Origin of the sequence: Microtetraspora sp. AC03309 (genome assembly GCF_020826795.1) — a bacterium.
Classification (GTDB): domain Bacteria; phylum Actinomycetota; class Actinomycetes; order Streptosporangiales; family Streptosporangiaceae; genus Microtetraspora; species Microtetraspora glauca.
Genome location: NZ_JADDIL010000027.1, coordinates 40001 through 54068, shown reverse-complemented (window position 1 = coordinate 54068; position 14068 = coordinate 40001). Strand labels below are relative to the sequence as shown.

At 70.4% G+C, this 14068-nt stretch carries 15 protein-coding genes; 8 read left to right on the top strand and 7 right to left on the bottom strand.

Features of this window, described 5'->3' with window-relative positions; all coding sequences use genetic code 11:
- Positions 1-16: 16 nt before the first annotated feature.
- Positions 17-223 carry a hypothetical protein gene (locus IMZ11_RS18030; RefSeq protein ID WP_228642893.1) on the bottom strand — a complete coding sequence of 69 codons (207 nt, stop codon included), beginning with the start codon at positions 221-223 and terminating at the stop codon, positions 17-19.
- A 349-nt stretch (positions 224-572) separates the two neighbouring features.
- On the opposite strand from IMZ11_RS18030, the gene IMZ11_RS18025 reads away from it, so the two are divergent.
- Entirely contained in the window at positions 573-1331 is a 759-nt protein-coding gene (locus IMZ11_RS18025) for a glycerophosphodiester phosphodiesterase family protein (RefSeq protein ID WP_061261078.1), read from the top strand.
- Between the two features lie 293 nt (positions 1332-1624).
- Positions 1625-2167, top strand: a complete 543-nt coding sequence (locus IMZ11_RS18020; RefSeq protein WP_228642891.1) for a hypothetical protein — start codon at positions 1625-1627, stop codon at positions 2165-2167.
- A 54-nt stretch (positions 2168-2221) separates the two neighbouring features.
- Here the strand turns inward: IMZ11_RS18020 and IMZ11_RS18015 are convergent, their stop codons facing one another.
- Positions 2222-3760 (bottom strand): hypothetical protein, encoded by a 1539-nt coding sequence (locus IMZ11_RS18015; protein ID WP_228642889.1) that lies wholly within the window; start codon positions 3758-3760, stop codon positions 2222-2224.
- 184 nt (positions 3761-3944) lie between these two features.
- Complete coding sequence (locus IMZ11_RS18010; protein WP_228642886.1) at positions 3945-4277, bottom strand: hypothetical protein; 333 nt, start codon at positions 4275-4277, stop codon at positions 3945-3947.
- A 184-nt stretch (positions 4278-4461) separates the two neighbouring features.
- Between IMZ11_RS18010 and IMZ11_RS18005 the strand changes: the two genes are divergently transcribed.
- Positions 4462-5208, top strand: a complete 747-nt coding sequence (locus IMZ11_RS18005) for a GntR family transcriptional regulator (protein ID WP_228642884.1) — start codon at positions 4462-4464, stop codon at positions 5206-5208.
- Between the two features lie 303 nt (positions 5209-5511).
- Here IMZ11_RS18005 and IMZ11_RS18000 read toward each other — a convergent pair whose 3' ends face one another.
- Entirely contained in the window at positions 5512-6783 is a 1272-nt protein-coding gene (locus tag IMZ11_RS18000) for a C39 family peptidase (protein ID WP_228642882.1), read from the bottom strand.
- Positions 6784-6959: 176 nt separating this feature from the next.
- Here IMZ11_RS18000 and IMZ11_RS17995 point away from each other — a divergent pair, with 176 nt between their 5' ends.
- Positions 6960-7175, top strand: coding sequence for a DUF6221 family protein (locus IMZ11_RS17995; RefSeq protein ID WP_228642880.1), 216 nt, complete (start codon positions 6960-6962; stop codon positions 7173-7175).
- 257 nt (positions 7176-7432) lie between these two features.
- On the opposite strand, the gene IMZ11_RS17990 is transcribed toward IMZ11_RS17995, so the two are convergent.
- Both IMZ11_RS17990 and IMZ11_RS17985 read right to left on the bottom strand, forming a co-directional pair.
- The gene (locus IMZ11_RS17990) at positions 7433-8044 is read right to left on the bottom strand and encodes a hypothetical protein (RefSeq protein WP_228642878.1); all 612 of its coding nucleotides are present in this window, start codon (positions 8042-8044) and stop codon (positions 7433-7435) included.
- A gap of 172 nt (positions 8045-8216) precedes the next feature.
- A complete protein-coding gene (locus tag IMZ11_RS17985) occupies positions 8217-8384 on the bottom strand; it encodes a hypothetical protein (RefSeq protein ID WP_228642876.1) in 168 nt (55 codons plus the stop codon).
- 500 nt (positions 8385-8884) lie between these two features.
- On the opposite strand from IMZ11_RS17985, the gene IMZ11_RS17980 reads away from it, so the two are divergent.
- The 3 genes from IMZ11_RS17980 to IMZ11_RS17970 are packed head-to-tail and all read left to right on the top strand — an operon-like array spanning position 8885 to position 12167.
- A complete protein-coding gene (locus IMZ11_RS17980) occupies positions 8885-10522 on the top strand; it encodes an FAD-dependent oxidoreductase (RefSeq protein WP_228642874.1) in 1638 nt (545 codons plus the stop codon).
- Positions 10519-11364, top strand: coding sequence for an alpha/beta fold hydrolase (locus tag IMZ11_RS17975; protein WP_228642872.1), 846 nt, complete (start codon positions 10519-10521; stop codon positions 11362-11364). Before IMZ11_RS17980 ends, IMZ11_RS17975 begins: the two co-directional genes overlap by 4 nt.
- Positions 11361-12167: an SDR family NAD(P)-dependent oxidoreductase gene (locus IMZ11_RS17970; RefSeq protein ID WP_228642869.1), complete on the top strand. Its 807-nt coding sequence runs from the start codon at positions 11361-11363 to the stop codon at positions 12165-12167. Before IMZ11_RS17975 ends, IMZ11_RS17970 begins: the two co-directional genes overlap by 4 nt.
- A gap of 23 nt (positions 12168-12190) precedes the next feature.
- On the opposite strand, the gene IMZ11_RS17965 is transcribed toward IMZ11_RS17970, so the two are convergent.
- Positions 12191-12880, bottom strand: a complete 690-nt coding sequence (locus tag IMZ11_RS17965; RefSeq protein WP_228642867.1) for an IclR family transcriptional regulator — start codon at positions 12878-12880, stop codon at positions 12191-12193.
- A gap of 218 nt (positions 12881-13098) precedes the next feature.
- Here IMZ11_RS17965 and IMZ11_RS17960 point away from each other — a divergent pair, with 218 nt between their 5' ends.
- On the top strand, positions 13099-14037 hold the full coding sequence (locus IMZ11_RS17960) for a 3-carboxyethylcatechol 2,3-dioxygenase (RefSeq protein WP_228642865.1): 939 nt from the start codon (positions 13099-13101) through the stop codon (positions 14035-14037).
- The last annotated feature ends 31 nt before the right edge of the window (positions 14038-14068 follow it).

The following is a 14068-nucleotide window of genomic DNA, read 5'->3' as shown; positions in this document are numbered from 1 at the left end:
AAGCTCCACGGCGAGATCAGTGGCCGCGCTTCTGAAGGGCGTCGGACAGCACGTCCGCGCACGCGCGGAGCCGGAGGCCGATCACGTCCAACCGGCACAGTAGTTCGCGGCGCTTGAGGACGCTCGTGGAGATCTCGTTGCGGAACAGGTCGGCCGGCGCGGTCTGGTAGAGCTGCCGCATGCGACCGGCGTTCTCGCGGGCGGTCGGCGCCGCGCCCGCCACGCCCCGCGGATCGCTGAGTGACGGTGAGTGAGATCCGCGGGGCGGGGTGCGCATTCCCGGGCGCGGTGGTCCGCTCCGCCGCCGATGCCACCGCGACCACCGCGACCGTAGAACGGCGCCGGACCGGTGTCTGGCCGTGAGGGCACCCATTGTTGGCGCCGCATACCAGAACGAAGAGCGTCGCAGTAATGACCAATAGGGGAGCCCACGGCCACTTTTCTGACTGCAGGCGACCGGCGAGCCGTCCTTGGAAACTAAGAGATATGACGACTGATGACTTTGCTAAAATGTGAGGTACGGGCACAGTCTTGCCCTGTCAAGGAATCTGCAGCCGACGCGGAGGTCCGTCATGCCGAACCGACCCCTGATCATCGCCCACCGGGGAAACTCCCTCCTCGCTCCCGAACAGACGATGGCGGCCTACCGGGCAGCCGCCGAGCTGGGCGCCGACATGATCGAGGCTGATGTCCGGCGCAGCCGCGACGGGGTGCTCCTTCTCATGCACGACGAGACACTCGACCGGACCACCACAGGCGCCGGGCCGGTCGCCGACCTCACCTGGGCAGAGCTGAGCGAGCTCGACGCGGGCGGCTGGTTCGGCCAGGACTACGCCGGCGAACGCGTGCCCTGCCTGGACGAGCTGCTCGACTTCGCCGAGGAAGCCGACATCTCCCTGTGCCTGGAGGCCAAGGGCGCGACACCGAGGGAACAGCGGTTCGTCGCTTCCGCCGTCGCCCAGGAACTAGCCCGCCGAGGCCGCTTGGACCGCGACGTCGTCGCGTCCTTCGACCACGAGGCGCTCGCGGAGGCGGCCCGTGCCACTCCCGGCCTGCGGCTGGCTCCCGACCGGCTTCCCGAGCGCGGGCCGAGCCGGGCCGAGACCCTGATCGCCCAGGCCCGCCGGATCGGCGCCGAGATCATCCAGCACCACCACGCCGATCTCGCTCCGGCCGCGGTGAAGGCCACACAGGAGGCCGGGATCGCGATCTGGGCATGGCCGGCGACGTCGGAGGAGTCCATCGAACGCGTACACGTCATGAGCGTCGCCGGCCTGATGGGCGACGACGTGGCGGCGATGGTCAGAGTGGTCGACCGATCACTCACCTGATCGCAGAGTCAGACGGCAGCCGCGGAAACGGGAGCACAGACGCCACGGGCCTGCCCACGCAACAAATGGCCATTGATTTCCTCTTGATTTCTTCGGTCCCTTTGGCCGCAGGACCTTGGCTGACGCGGGCGCAGGCGATCAAGACGTGTTCCTGGAGTTGCGGCACAAGGTCGAGCCACCAGACGACGGGCAGGGGCGTCGAGTGCCCGATCGATGAGATGAACGCGCCCGGGTCGGCGTCGCGACCACATTCCCGTTGATCGGACGTGTAGGTACTGATCGGAGGTCTGAGCATGGGCATGAACGAGGTACATCTGATGTTCTTCGTCGCGGTGGAGGACGGCGTACGGACGACAGAGGAGGCCGCGGCCGCGGTCGGCTACCAGGTCCCTGACGGCGGTGCGCGCCGGTTCTTGCGTGGGAGATGGCGTTCGCTCGAGGCGACCATCTATACGGAGTCGTTCGAAGGGCATCAGCTGGTCTCGATCGGGATCTCGGCGCTGACCTTCTTCGAGATCAAGCATGGAGAGCATCCCGAGATCTCGGGGCCTGAGTTCGCTGACTGGTTCGCCGAGACCGCGCGCGAGCTGCGCACCGAGATTGGAATGCTCCCGTTTCGCCTCCATCAGAATGAACCGGAGTGGCCACCGACGATCTACGAGGCCGTGTGGTTTCACGAGATCGGTCTTCTGGTCGACGAGTACTTCTCGTTCCTCTACTTGGCGCGGGGAATCCCGTACGAGGACTGGCTCGGGCCTGAGCAGCGCGCCCTGAACAAACAGGGCGGAGTCCTCATCTGCGACGCGGACGAGGCCCACCTGTGGGTCGGCGAGTAGCGTCACCGCGCCGCGAGAGGTCGAGCGCGGTGGGCTTCGCGCGCGGTGCGGGCGTCAGTCTGGCGGAGTGGGTGGCTTGCCGGTCTTCGGGTCGATGAGCACCGTCAGCGTGTCGAAATCCGGGGGCGTCCGGTACGGCGTCGTCCAGGCCCGCTTCCCGAAGTCCGCTTCGAGGCTCACCAGAAGCGGGGTCGCCACCCACTCCTCGGTCGGATACTCCTGCGCCGTCCAGCCGAGCCAGTACAGCGGGCCGCAGGAGGTGCCGTCCAGATCGCAGTACACGAGCGACGGGAGTGCGGCGGCGGTGTACAGGTGAGCCAGGCCGGCGGCACTGATCGGGTTCGAGCTCAGGTCCAGCGACCGGAGGCGGGTGAGTCCCGAAGCCCCGGCGATCGCCGCCACGTGACCGTCGTCGAGCCCCTCACCGGACAGGTCCAGCGCGAGCAGCCGGGACAACAGCCCGGAGGCGAGCAGGTCGGGCAGCAGCGGTGCCACGCCGGTGAGCTTGACGTACAGGATCGGCGCCACCGCGAAGAGCTCGGGCCCCCGGCGCAGGAAGGTCCCGGCGTCGATGCTCACCCATTCGACGAAGCCGCGGCGGAAGGCGACATCTCGCGCGCCCAGCCGCCTGACGGGCGCCGCCCACTCCGGATGCCACACGATCAGGAACCTGCTCCTCCGAGGTTCGAGCCGGTCGAGATCGGGCCAGCGCCGCGCCCACTCGCGCGCCTCGACCTGCGTGCGGACCAGGGCGGCCTGGGGGGCGCCACGCGCCTCGGCGAGCTCCGCCCAACGCGACCGGGCCTCGGTGTCGTCCGGGCGGGCGAGGATCTCCGCGAGCGCGGCGGCCTCGGCGGCCGACGGCGGTGGCGGAGGCCAGGCCGGGGCCTGCGGGAGGGAGAAAGCCACGTCCAGCGTCCAGATCGCCTGTTCGACCTGCTCACACCAGAGTTCCCCCGGGCGTCGGCGCGGGCGCCGGTCGGCCGGCTCGCCGGGCGAACCGTCGAAGGCCGGGAGCGGCCCGCCCGCCAGCTTGGACAGTGACCTGGCGGACCGTTCGACCTCCGGAGGGAAGAGCCGCGTACGCGGCATCCTGTTCAGCAGCCGGACGGCCCCGACCACCGCCGTCCGCGCGACGGTCAGATCGTTCATCGCCCGCTCGAACAGCTCGCGGATCCGGTGGGCGTGCTCATGGTCCGCGAAAAGGTCGCGGATCGCCCCCAGACGTTCGGCGGCGCGTCCGGCCACATACAAATCGGCGGCGGCCAGTCCGAGGCCGAGCACCACCTCTTCATAGGAGCGGCTGCCGACACGGGCGCCGGCGGCGGCACCGATCGCCTGCCGGATGTCGGGGCCACACGGGCCGAGCAGATCCTCGATCTCCTTTCTCGCCCCCTTGAAGCCGGGCGGGTACTCCTCTACGTCGCGGAATGTGTGCCGCGCGAGCGTGGGCCAGTCGTCTCGCCGGGGTGGCAAGGAGTCCCGAATACGCCGGAGGGCGTCGGGGGCGGCCACGACGATGGCCAATGCGCCGATGCGCATGGCCTGGGCGGCGGAGAGCGGGCCGGCCGCCGGGGAGTTCGGTGCCGTCATGCCCGCACGCTCCTGTTCGCCCCGATCAGCGCCTCCAGCTCACGCGCCTGATCGGTGGGGAAGCGAGCAGGTGGGCGGTGTCCAGCAGGACGTTCCGATCCACCCGCGGGACGCCGTGGGCGCCGAATATCCGTCCATGCATGTCGCGGGGGTGAGGGGCGACCGTGTGCACCCGTGTACCGCTTCACAAGTCGTCGCAGGGCGATTCCTCCATGTGCTCATGATCCGGTCGCTCGGCCGGCTGGTGGTGCCCGGCCGAAGTAAGGCGTCCAAGAACGTCGAGATCATTCGCTGCAGCATGAGATGGCGGTGTCGCGGCGTCAAGTCGCGACGCATCCACCTGGGCGGACAGGTCGAGGACGGCACGGACCTGGTCCGCGACACGTCGCCCACCAGGCAGCCGACCTTCGAAGACGGCTCCGCCGATGGTGAAGCCCCACGCGCCCGCCCGGGCCATGAGCGCGATCTGCGCGGCGCTGATGATCGACCCTGCGACGATCACCGGTACCTCGGTCACGGCGACCACCGCGGCGGTCAGGTCGTACGGGTCTGTGCCGCCTACCCGGAGTTGACCGACGATGAGTTCGTCGCTCGGCGCTCGATGACTGGCTGGCCTGACGGCCGACGTGCCGTAGTCCGCTGACGTGTGACATGATATGTCTCTCGTGAGGTAAGTCATCTTAGCTGTCGGGGGCCATGGCATGACGCCAGACAAGCGGACCAGACCGTTGCTCGCCGACGTGGTGCGGGCCGATCTGCGCAGGGCGATCATGTCGGGCGAGTTCCCGCTCGGCTCGAAGCTCCCGAACGAGGAGCAGCTCCGGGAGCGTTTCGAGGTCAGCAGAATCACCCTGCGTGAAGCCGTGCGCGGGCTGATCGAGGACGGCATGGTGGTCCGTCGGCATGGCTCTGGCACGTACGTGACCCACCGCCCGGCGCTTCGCAACTCGCTGGACACGAACTTCAGCTACACCGAATATCTGGAGAGCAGCGGCCGGCGGGCCAGTAAGCAGGTCCTCAGTGCCCGCGTGGTCCCCGCCGACCACGAGACGGCGAAGGCGCTGCGGATCGAGGTCGACGCCGATGTGGTGGAGATCCGCAGGGTACGCACGGCCGATCAGCGGCCGGCCATCTACTCCGAGGACTACATCCCGGCTGACATCGTGGACGCCGAGGCGGACCGGGACTCCTTCCGCGATTCGCTGTACCGTCTGCTGGCCGAACGCCGCCATCCGGTCGAGCACGGAGAGGCGATCCTGATGCCCGTGGTGGCCGACCGCGAGCTGGCCCAGTTGCTCCATGTCACGGTGGGCACTCCGCTGCAGCACCTTGAGCAGGTCGACGTCGACCAGCAGGGGCGGCCGGTCATGTGGTCCCTCGAATGGCATGTCCCGTCGGTGATCGAACTACGCGTGTATCGGCGCGGCCCCGGTCCGAGCGGCCACTGAGAGCCGGACAGCCGGGCGACGGAATGCCCGCTGTCCGGTTCCGCGCACCTGCCAACGTAAGTCCACAGGGTTGCGGGTCGCGTGTTCGAACAGGGGCGGATAGGTGGCGTGGCCCAGGAAGTCGTCCAGCACGAAGTGTGTCTCGGGCGGCCGACCGACTCCGGCGAGTCCGGCCAGGTGGCGCTGCTCGACTGGGGTTCGCCGGACTGTACCTGCCGGGGTCGACCCGGCGCCGCTGTGGGTGCTACCCCGAACAGCAGCGCCGGGACGCCATCTGATCGACACGCGCGTTGCCGCCGGCCGTTACCAGTTGGCCGGCAGCCCCGGCGTGGTGGGAGGCAGTGGGCGGTTCTTCGGGTGGATGACGTACACGATTCCGCCGCTGCCGGTGCTGCGCAGCCAGACGTTCTCGAAGTTCGCCCGCGGGTAGACCCGGCGCACCGCGTCGTTGTCCGGCGAGGCGGGGTCGTTGGCGATCACGTCGCCGGTGGCGGTGAAGCCGACGATGACCATGAGGTGGCCGTTGGTGCTGTACCCGGCGCCGGGCAGTTCCTCCGCCTTGAACGACTGGGAGGTGACGACCGGGATGCCGGCGCGGATCAGCCGCTCCAGCTCGGTCAGCGATCGGAGCCGGGTGACGAACCCTTCCAGCCCGTACCGTCCCGCGTAGGCCGTGTTGAACGGCCAGTTGCCCGCTCCCTGGTAGGCGTAGTCGTAGGTGTACCGGGCGGCGTAGTCGACCTCGGGGTTGGGATCGGGGAGGTTCACCCAGGAGGTGTCCTGCTCGCTGGGCCACTTGTCCCAGTAGCCGAGGACCATGGTGGTCGAGGTCGGGCTGCACCACGCCTCACCCCCGCCGTCCCACTCGGGGTAGTGGCCCTCGTGGACGTTCTGCGAGCGGCGCGGCACGGGCAACTCGACGCCCCAGGCGACGCCGCCGGGGCTGACCGGGACGGTCGGCCGGTCGGGCACGGCGGAGGCCATCGCGCCGAGCGCGCGCACGACCGGCGTCACGGACGAGCCCGGCGTACGGTACAGCGTGGCGCGCAACTGGTACGAGGTGATCGCCTTGCCCGTCGCGGCCACGAACGTGTCGACCGAGACCGTGCCGTCGGCGTCGCGCTGCCCCGACAGCGACGTGCGGCGGATGTCCTCGTCGCCGTACGCCCAGCGGCCGAGCACGTACCACTTCGTCTGCCCGGCAGCGTTGTGGCCGCGCATCTCGACCTGCAGCCAGCTTCCGGCCGGCGTGTCGGCGTTCCAGGAGGCCACCAGCTCGGTGGCCGCGAATCCGATCGGCCGCTCGGGGCCGGTCCACCGGGCGTACTCCCAGTTCTTCGTGCCCAGCGCGTCGGTGTAGGAGATCGTGCCCGCGGGGGCGGCGAAGGACAGGGTGTGTCCACCCTTGACGCCCTCGCGGGTGCCGGGGCCGAAGTTGGCCCGCTCGTAGAGGACGTCGACGGCGGAGGGTGGGGATTTGCTCTCGGCCTCGGCGGCGGCGGAGGTGACGGTGAGGGCGGATGTCATCAGGACAGCGGACAGGAACACAGGCAGGAACACGCTCGGCACGCGCATGGCTCACCTCAAGGTGTCGTCGGCGTCCCCGACGGTAGAGATCTCCGCCCCGCCCGCACATCGGCAGGAATACGTATAACGGACCTCTTTGGGCAGTCTTCGGGTACCTCGCGGTGCGCACCCGGCAGATCCGGCTGGTCACGCAGGTCTTATCGAGTGATGACGGTCGAGTCCTGATGGATGACCTGATCGCGTTCCTGCGTGCTCGTATCGCCGAGGCCGAGGAGATCGCCGGCCGGTGTGAGCCGGGGCATCGGTTCTCCTCGCGTACGGCGGATGACGGCGGGAGTTGGGTGGATGTGGGGGAGCACGCTCAGGCCGAGCATCTTCTCCGTTTGGAGGCCGCCGCCCATGGCTGGCATTCGGATTGCCGCCCTGAGCGGCGGGGCTGAGCGCCCGCTCCGGGTCGCCCGCGAGAGATCGTCACGGGGTGCTCCACCGCGCGGGAACGCGGCGACGCCGAGGCCCTGGTCACGCTGCTCACCGAGGACGTCATCTGGTCGATGCCGCCGCCGGCGCACCGGTACCACGGACTCGACGCCGTCACCGACCTCGGGACCGCCCGGGAACATTCGACTGCCGGGCCGTCACGACAGGCCGGTCACCTACCGAACAGCCCCGCACATCGGGTGTGACGCCTACGTCACAGTCAGCTCCAGGTGGCGCGCTTGAGTACGTCCGACAGCCCCGGGGTGTTCCAGACGTCCACCACCAGGATCCGCGACTTGGGCAGGAACCACTCCCGCTGAGTGAAGCTCGCCGTCCGGCGTCCGCCGTTGTTCGTCACGCACTGGTTGGGCCAGGCGTTGTACATCGCCTTGTGGCCGGGTCCGACCTGGCGCAGACCTGTCGAGGTGGCCTTCTCGCCTGGGAACCAGCTGGTCTTGGCGTTGAACGGGCAGGGGATCACGCCGCTGAAGGGGTGGAACTGGTACTTGCCCGTGTAGGTCAGGGAACCACCCCCGACCGGAAGGTTGGTGTACTCCGTCGAACCGAACACCCAGAACGACTGGCAGTTCGCAGCGAACGGTTCCGGCCTCTTGCACTTACCGGTAGTCACCACGACGCTGTCCCCGTCGCGGTGCGCCTTCCAGCCTGCGGGGAGCTTCAGGTTCATGCCACGGAAGGAGAAGGTCGTGGATGCCGCCGAGCTTGAGGAGACCCCTGCCGCCGGAAGCCCTGCTGCGGCCGAGGCCGCGGCGGGAGCGGCGAGTACGGCGACCGCGGCCGGGACGAAGAGGATAAAAGATCGCTTTCTCATGGGGAGAAGCTATGGGCTTCCACTTGTCGATCCCTAGGTTCTCAGTTGCAGCGCGCTTCATCGACGGAGCGGCCCCCTCGATCGGGGGGCGGCGTGCGTCCGGCGTGCGTCCTCCCATGGTGTCGCCCGGCCCGGCGAGGCTTCCGGCGGATCGGCTGCGAAACAGCCCCGATCAGGCTGTTTCCTGGGCGTCTTGAAGTTTCGGCACGGCCGCCTCCGCCGCCTGCCTGCTCAGGTCGGGGTCGAACGTCGCGAAGAAGCCGTCGCTCACCAGGAGCGTGACGGTGTTCTTGACTCTGATGAGCACGATGTCCACCGTGTGGATCGGCTCGGGGTTCATCTCGGGGATCGTCTTGCTGTACCTGATCCCGTGCGCCCAGTCGCCGAGCTTGCCGAGGTCAGAAGTGGCTGTCGTCGTGTCGGGCGACGAGGTGAAACCGGGCGAAGTTCGCGAGTAGCCGTGACGCGACCGTGCGACGTACGTCCAGGTCTCGGGCGAGGCCGCCCACGCGAAGGCCGGACGGTGACGCGCTGATCAGGTGCGGTGCGTTGAGCCCGCGGCCGAGTGTTTCGGACCTCTGCGGGGACCTCGACGCCGGCATCGCGCCGGGTCACCGGGCCGGCGGAACGGGTTCGAGTGGGCGGTGGCGGGCTCGTCGGACGAGGGCCCAGGTTGAGGCATGACGTTCTCCGGAACGAGATGACGGTTGACAACACACGCACCTGAGAAGAGGGTGTGTATATATCGCGCAGCTCGTTACTATAATTGCACGACGGTGCCGTTGCGAGACAACCGATCGCGACGACCGAATCCGCGATAGCGCGGCATGGAGGACTGCCTTGACTGAACGCACGAACGACACCTACGACATCGTTGTGCTGGGCACCGGCGCGAGCGGCCTGGCGGCCGCGATCACGGCGGCGGTACTGGGCGCGTCGGTCGGCGTGTTCGAGAAGACTCCGGCCGTGGGCGGCACGACGGCCGTCTCCGGCGGGATCGTCTGGGTCCCCGCCCACGAGCGCCCGGACGCGCCGGTCGCACTGCCCGCTGAGGACGCGATGACCTACCTGCGGGCACTGTCGAACGGCACGATCGACGAGCATCTCGCGGAGGTGTTCGTGCGCTCGGCACCGCTCGCCGTGGAGTTCCTCGAGGCGCACACCCCGCTGCGGCTCTCGGTCACGGAGGGCTTCCCCGATTACAAGCCCGAGCTGCCCGGCGGCAAAGCGGCGGGCGGCCGGTCCCTGAGCCCGGCGCCGTTCGATTACGCCCGTCTCGGCGACTGGGCCGGTCGAGTGACCGCGTTCCCCAACGACTACAGCAACGTCGGCTTCGACGCCGAGACGAGGGCGCGGATCTGGAACGACCACGGCGTCGCCCTGGACGACGACGCCGGCGTCCGCGTCGCCGGTGCCGCGCTGGTCGGCAGCCTGCTGCGCGGGCTGCTCGACCTCGGCGTCGAGCCGCAGACGTCGATGCGGGCGGTCGAGCTGGTGCTGGCGGACAACGCCGTCACGGGCGTGGTGATCGAAGGGCCGGGCGGGCGCCGGGTGGTGCGGGCCCGCCGCGGGGTCGTCATCGCCACGGGCGGCTTCGAGTGGGACCCCACGCTCGTCGGGACCTTCCTGCGCGGCCCGATGCGCGGACCGACCTCGCCGCCGAACAACATGGGCGACGGACTGCGGATGGCGATGCGGGCCGGTGCGGCCCTGGGCAACATGACCGAGGCGTGGTGGGTGCCCATCGTCCAGATCCCCGGCGACACCCTCGGCGGTCACCAGCGCAACCGCAGCGTCCGGCTGGAGCGGACCCGGCCCCGTTCCATCATGGTCAACCGGCACGGGCGCCGTTTCGCCAACGAGGCCGGCGACTACCACAGCCTCGGCGGCGCGTTCCACCAGTTCGATCCCGCTCGCTTCGAGTACCCGAACCTGCCGGCCTGGATCGTGTTCGACCACGAGCACCTCACCCGCTATGGGTTCCTCGGCGTCGCCGCCGGCGATCCGGTGCCGGTCTGGTTCCACGAGTCCCCGAGCATCTCCGCCCTGGCCGACCGGCTCGGCATCGGCAGCGCCGCGCTCAGCGCGACCGTGCAGACGTGGAATCGGCACGTGGAGGGCCGGCGCGATCCCGACTTCGGGCGCGGGGAGAGCGTCTACGACGGGCACTGGGGCGACACCACCCTCGCGTCGACCGCCGAACGCACCCTCGGCCCGATCGACGCGCCGCCGTTCTACGCCGTGCGTGTGGACATCGGCTGCATGGGCACCAAGGGCGGTCCTCGCACCGACGACAACGGCCAGGTCGTCGACCTCGACGGGCAGCCGATCGGCGGGCTCTACGCCGCCGGCAACGCCATGGCCGGGACCACCGGCATGGCCTACGGCGGCGCCGGCGGCACCATCGGGCCGGCCGTCACCTGGGGGTACCGGGCCGCGCACCACGCCGTCACCGGTTCGAAGGCGCCGACGGCATGACCGCGCAGCAGACGGTGCACCGTCGGTCGATCGTGGTGGACGGCCTCACCACCGGATACCTGGAGGCGGGCGCCGGCGAACCCGTGGTGCTCTTGCACGGCGGCGAGTTCGGTGCCGACGCCGACGTCGCCTGGGAGCACACCATCCCCGCGCTGGCCACTCGCTACCGGGTCGTGGCACCCGACCAGCTCGGCTACGGCCGCACCGCCAAGGTGATCGACTTCGTCGAGGGCCGGCGCCTGCGGATCCGGCACGTGGCCCGGTTCTGCGCGACGCTCGGCATCGAGTCGGCAGCCTTCGTCGGCAACTCGATGGGCGCGGTGAACCTGCTCGTCGACGCCACCTCCGCGGCCCCGATGCTGCCGGTCAGACGCCTCGTGGCGATCTGCGGCGGCGGCGAGATCCTCCGCAACGAGCACGTCGACGCCCTGTACGACTACGACGCCAGCCCGCCGGCGATGCGCCGCATCGTCGCCGCGCTGTTCCACGACCCGTCGTACCCCGCCGACGACGAGTACGTCCGGCGGCGGTTCGCGTCGAGTACGGCTCCCGGCGCCTGGGAGGCGATCGCCGCCGCCCGGTTCCGGCGCCCGCACGCCCCGGCCGGCGGTCCCGGCCACGCCGAGCCCGACTACGCCCGCATCGCCGTACCGTCCCTTTTCGTCGAGGGCGGTGCCGACAAGCTGAAGCCGGCCGGCTGGGCGAAGCAACTGGCCGACCTGGTGCCCGGCGGCCGCAGCTACGTCGTCGACCGCGCGGGGCACTGCCCGCAGATCGAGCGGCCGACCGTGGTCAACAACCTGCTGCTGGACTTCCTCGCCGAGGACATGGGGGACCGGTGACGCCGGCACCGGGCGCCGGCGACTACCCGGACCTCCTCCGGCTGGACGGCCTGGTGCACGTCGTCGTCGGCGTCGGGCCGGGCATCGGGCGCGAGACCGCTCGGGCGCTCGCGGCCGCGGGTGCCCGCGTCGTCTGCGTCGACGTCGACGAGGCCCAGGCCGTCGCGGTCGCCGCCGAGACCGGCGGCGTCGCCGCGGTCTGCGACATCACCGAGCCTGACGGCTTCGCGCGTGTTCTGTCCGACGCCGAGCGCCGGCTGGGCCGCATCGACGGCGTGACCGACGTGGTGGGACTCGTGCGGTGGAAGCCGTTGTCCGACACCGCCGACGACGACTGGGGCTGGCAGAGCGATGTGGTCGCGGCGCAGGCCGTGCGGGTCCTGCGGACCGCGGTACCACATCTGCGCCGGGCCGGCGGGGGCACGCTCACGTTCATCGCGTCCGTGTCCGCCTTCACCAGCGCTCCCGGGCACGGCCTCTACGGCATGGCCAAGGCCGCACTCCTGTCGATGGTGCGCACCGCCGCGGTCGAGCTCGGGCCGGAGGGGATCCGGGTGAACGCGGTCTCGCCCGGGGCGACCCTCACCCCGCGCCTGGCGGCCGACCCGAGGTTCGCCGAGGCGATCCGCGCCAACGGCGAACGGACGCCGCTGCGCCGCATCGCGCTGCCGAGCGACATCGCGTGCGCCGTGCTGTTCCTCTCGTCCCGCCTGGCCGGCCACGTGACCGGCCACGACCTCGTCGTCGACGGCGGCCTCACGAACACGTGGCCGCTGGCGTCGCCGGACCACGCGGCCTTCTGACCGGTATCGGGTGCGGCTGACGCCTACTCGGTGAGCGCCGCGCCGACCTGCTGGGCGGCCTTGAGGACGAACGCCTCCGCCGCCCTCGCCTGGTCCTCACGGTGGGTGATGAGGTTGAGGCAGGCGCGGGGGTGGGAGTTCGGGATCGGTGCGGCCACGCCGTAGGCGCCGAACTCGATCTCGCCGGAGCTGGTCGCGTAGCCGCGTTCCCGGGCCTGGGTCACCTCGGCCGGCTCCTCGGCGGCCTCGGGCCCGGCGGCCAGCAGCGCGTATCCCGCCGCGCCGCGGTTGATGGGTGTGCGCATCCCGGCCTTGAACGCGATGTGATGCGACGCCGTCGTCGGCTCGACCAGCTCGATCGACACCGCCTCCGCGCCCTCGGCGACGAACAGCGACACGGTGCAGCCGAGCCGGTCGGCGACCTCGCGCATCGCTGGGATCGCAAGCTCGCGCAGCGTCGGAAGGTACGCGTCGGCCAGGGTGGCCAGGCGCGACCCGGCTCTGTAGGAGCCGTCGGCGCTCTGGCTCACGAAGCCGAACTCGGCCAGGGTCTGCAGCAGCCGGTAGGCGATCGAGCGGTGCACGTCCAGCTCGGCGGCGAGTTGCTGGCTGGTCATGCCGTTCGGCGCGTCGACCACCAGGAGCAGCGCACGAAGTCCGCGGGCGAGCGTCTGGCTGCCCACCTGTGATCGTCCTGTCGTCAGTTCCGCCATGCCGATTCCCCTCGCTTGAGCCGGGCCGCCGGAGGCCGGTGCGGCAGCCCAGAAACCTACTTCATTAATGCACGGGTCGCTGGGGGGTCGCCGCGCCCCGGGCGTTGGCCGTTGACCGGGCCCGGCGTGCGTGCGTAGGCTCCGCACATATAACGAACGTGACTATGTAAATAACGATACCAGGCCGAGGGTTTCCGTGGCCGGGAGGAGCGTCCGCCATGCCAGTCGCGTTGTGTACGACATCGCACTCACCGCTCATGGGCCTCCATGACCCGGATCCGGCGGTCCGGGCCGAGGTGGACGGCGCACTCGCCCGCGCGCGGGCATTCGTCGAGGAGTTCGCCCCCGACCTCGTCGTGGTGTTCGCCCCGGACCACTACAACGGCTTCCTCTACGACGTGATGCCATCGTTCTGCATTGGGGCGGCAGCGACCTCGGTGGGCGACTACGGGCTGCCGTCGGGTCCGTTGGACGTCGACCGCGACGCGGCCTACGTCATCGCCAAGACGGTGCTCGGCGCCGGCGTCGACCTCGCACTCTCGGAGGACATGCAGGTCGACCACGGGCTGGTCCAGCCGTTGATGTTCCTCTTCCCGTCGCTGACCGCCGTGCCCGTCGTGCCGATCTTCATCAACTGTGTCGCCGAGCCGCTGGGACCGGCGGTTCGGGCCCGCCGGCTCGGCGCGGCGGTGGGGGAGGCGATCGGCGGTCTGGATCGCCGCGTCCTCGTCGTCGGGTCGGGCGGCCTGTCGCATGACCCGCCGGTGCCCCGGCTGTCGGAGGCGACACCCGACGTGGCCGAGCGGCTCACGCACGGCCGCAACCCCACGCCAGAGCAGAGGGCCGCCCGGGAGGGCCGCACCGTCGCGGCGGCCGCCGTCTTCGCGCGGGGTGAGGGGAACTACCGGCCGCTCAATCCGGAGTGGGACGCGCTGGTGCTGGACCGGCTTGCGGCGGCCGACTTCGGCGCCATCGACGAGCGCTCCAACGACTGGTTCGTCGAGCAGGGCGGCCATTCGGCGCACGAGGTCCGGACCTGGATCGCCGCCTACGCCGCCCTGCACGCCCAGGGACCGTACGAGGTCCGGTCCAGCTACTACCGGCCCATCCCGGAATGGTTCGCCGGGTTCGCCGCCACGACTGCACTGCCGCGCTGAGCGCGTGGCTCCGGCCCGACCCGGATCGTCG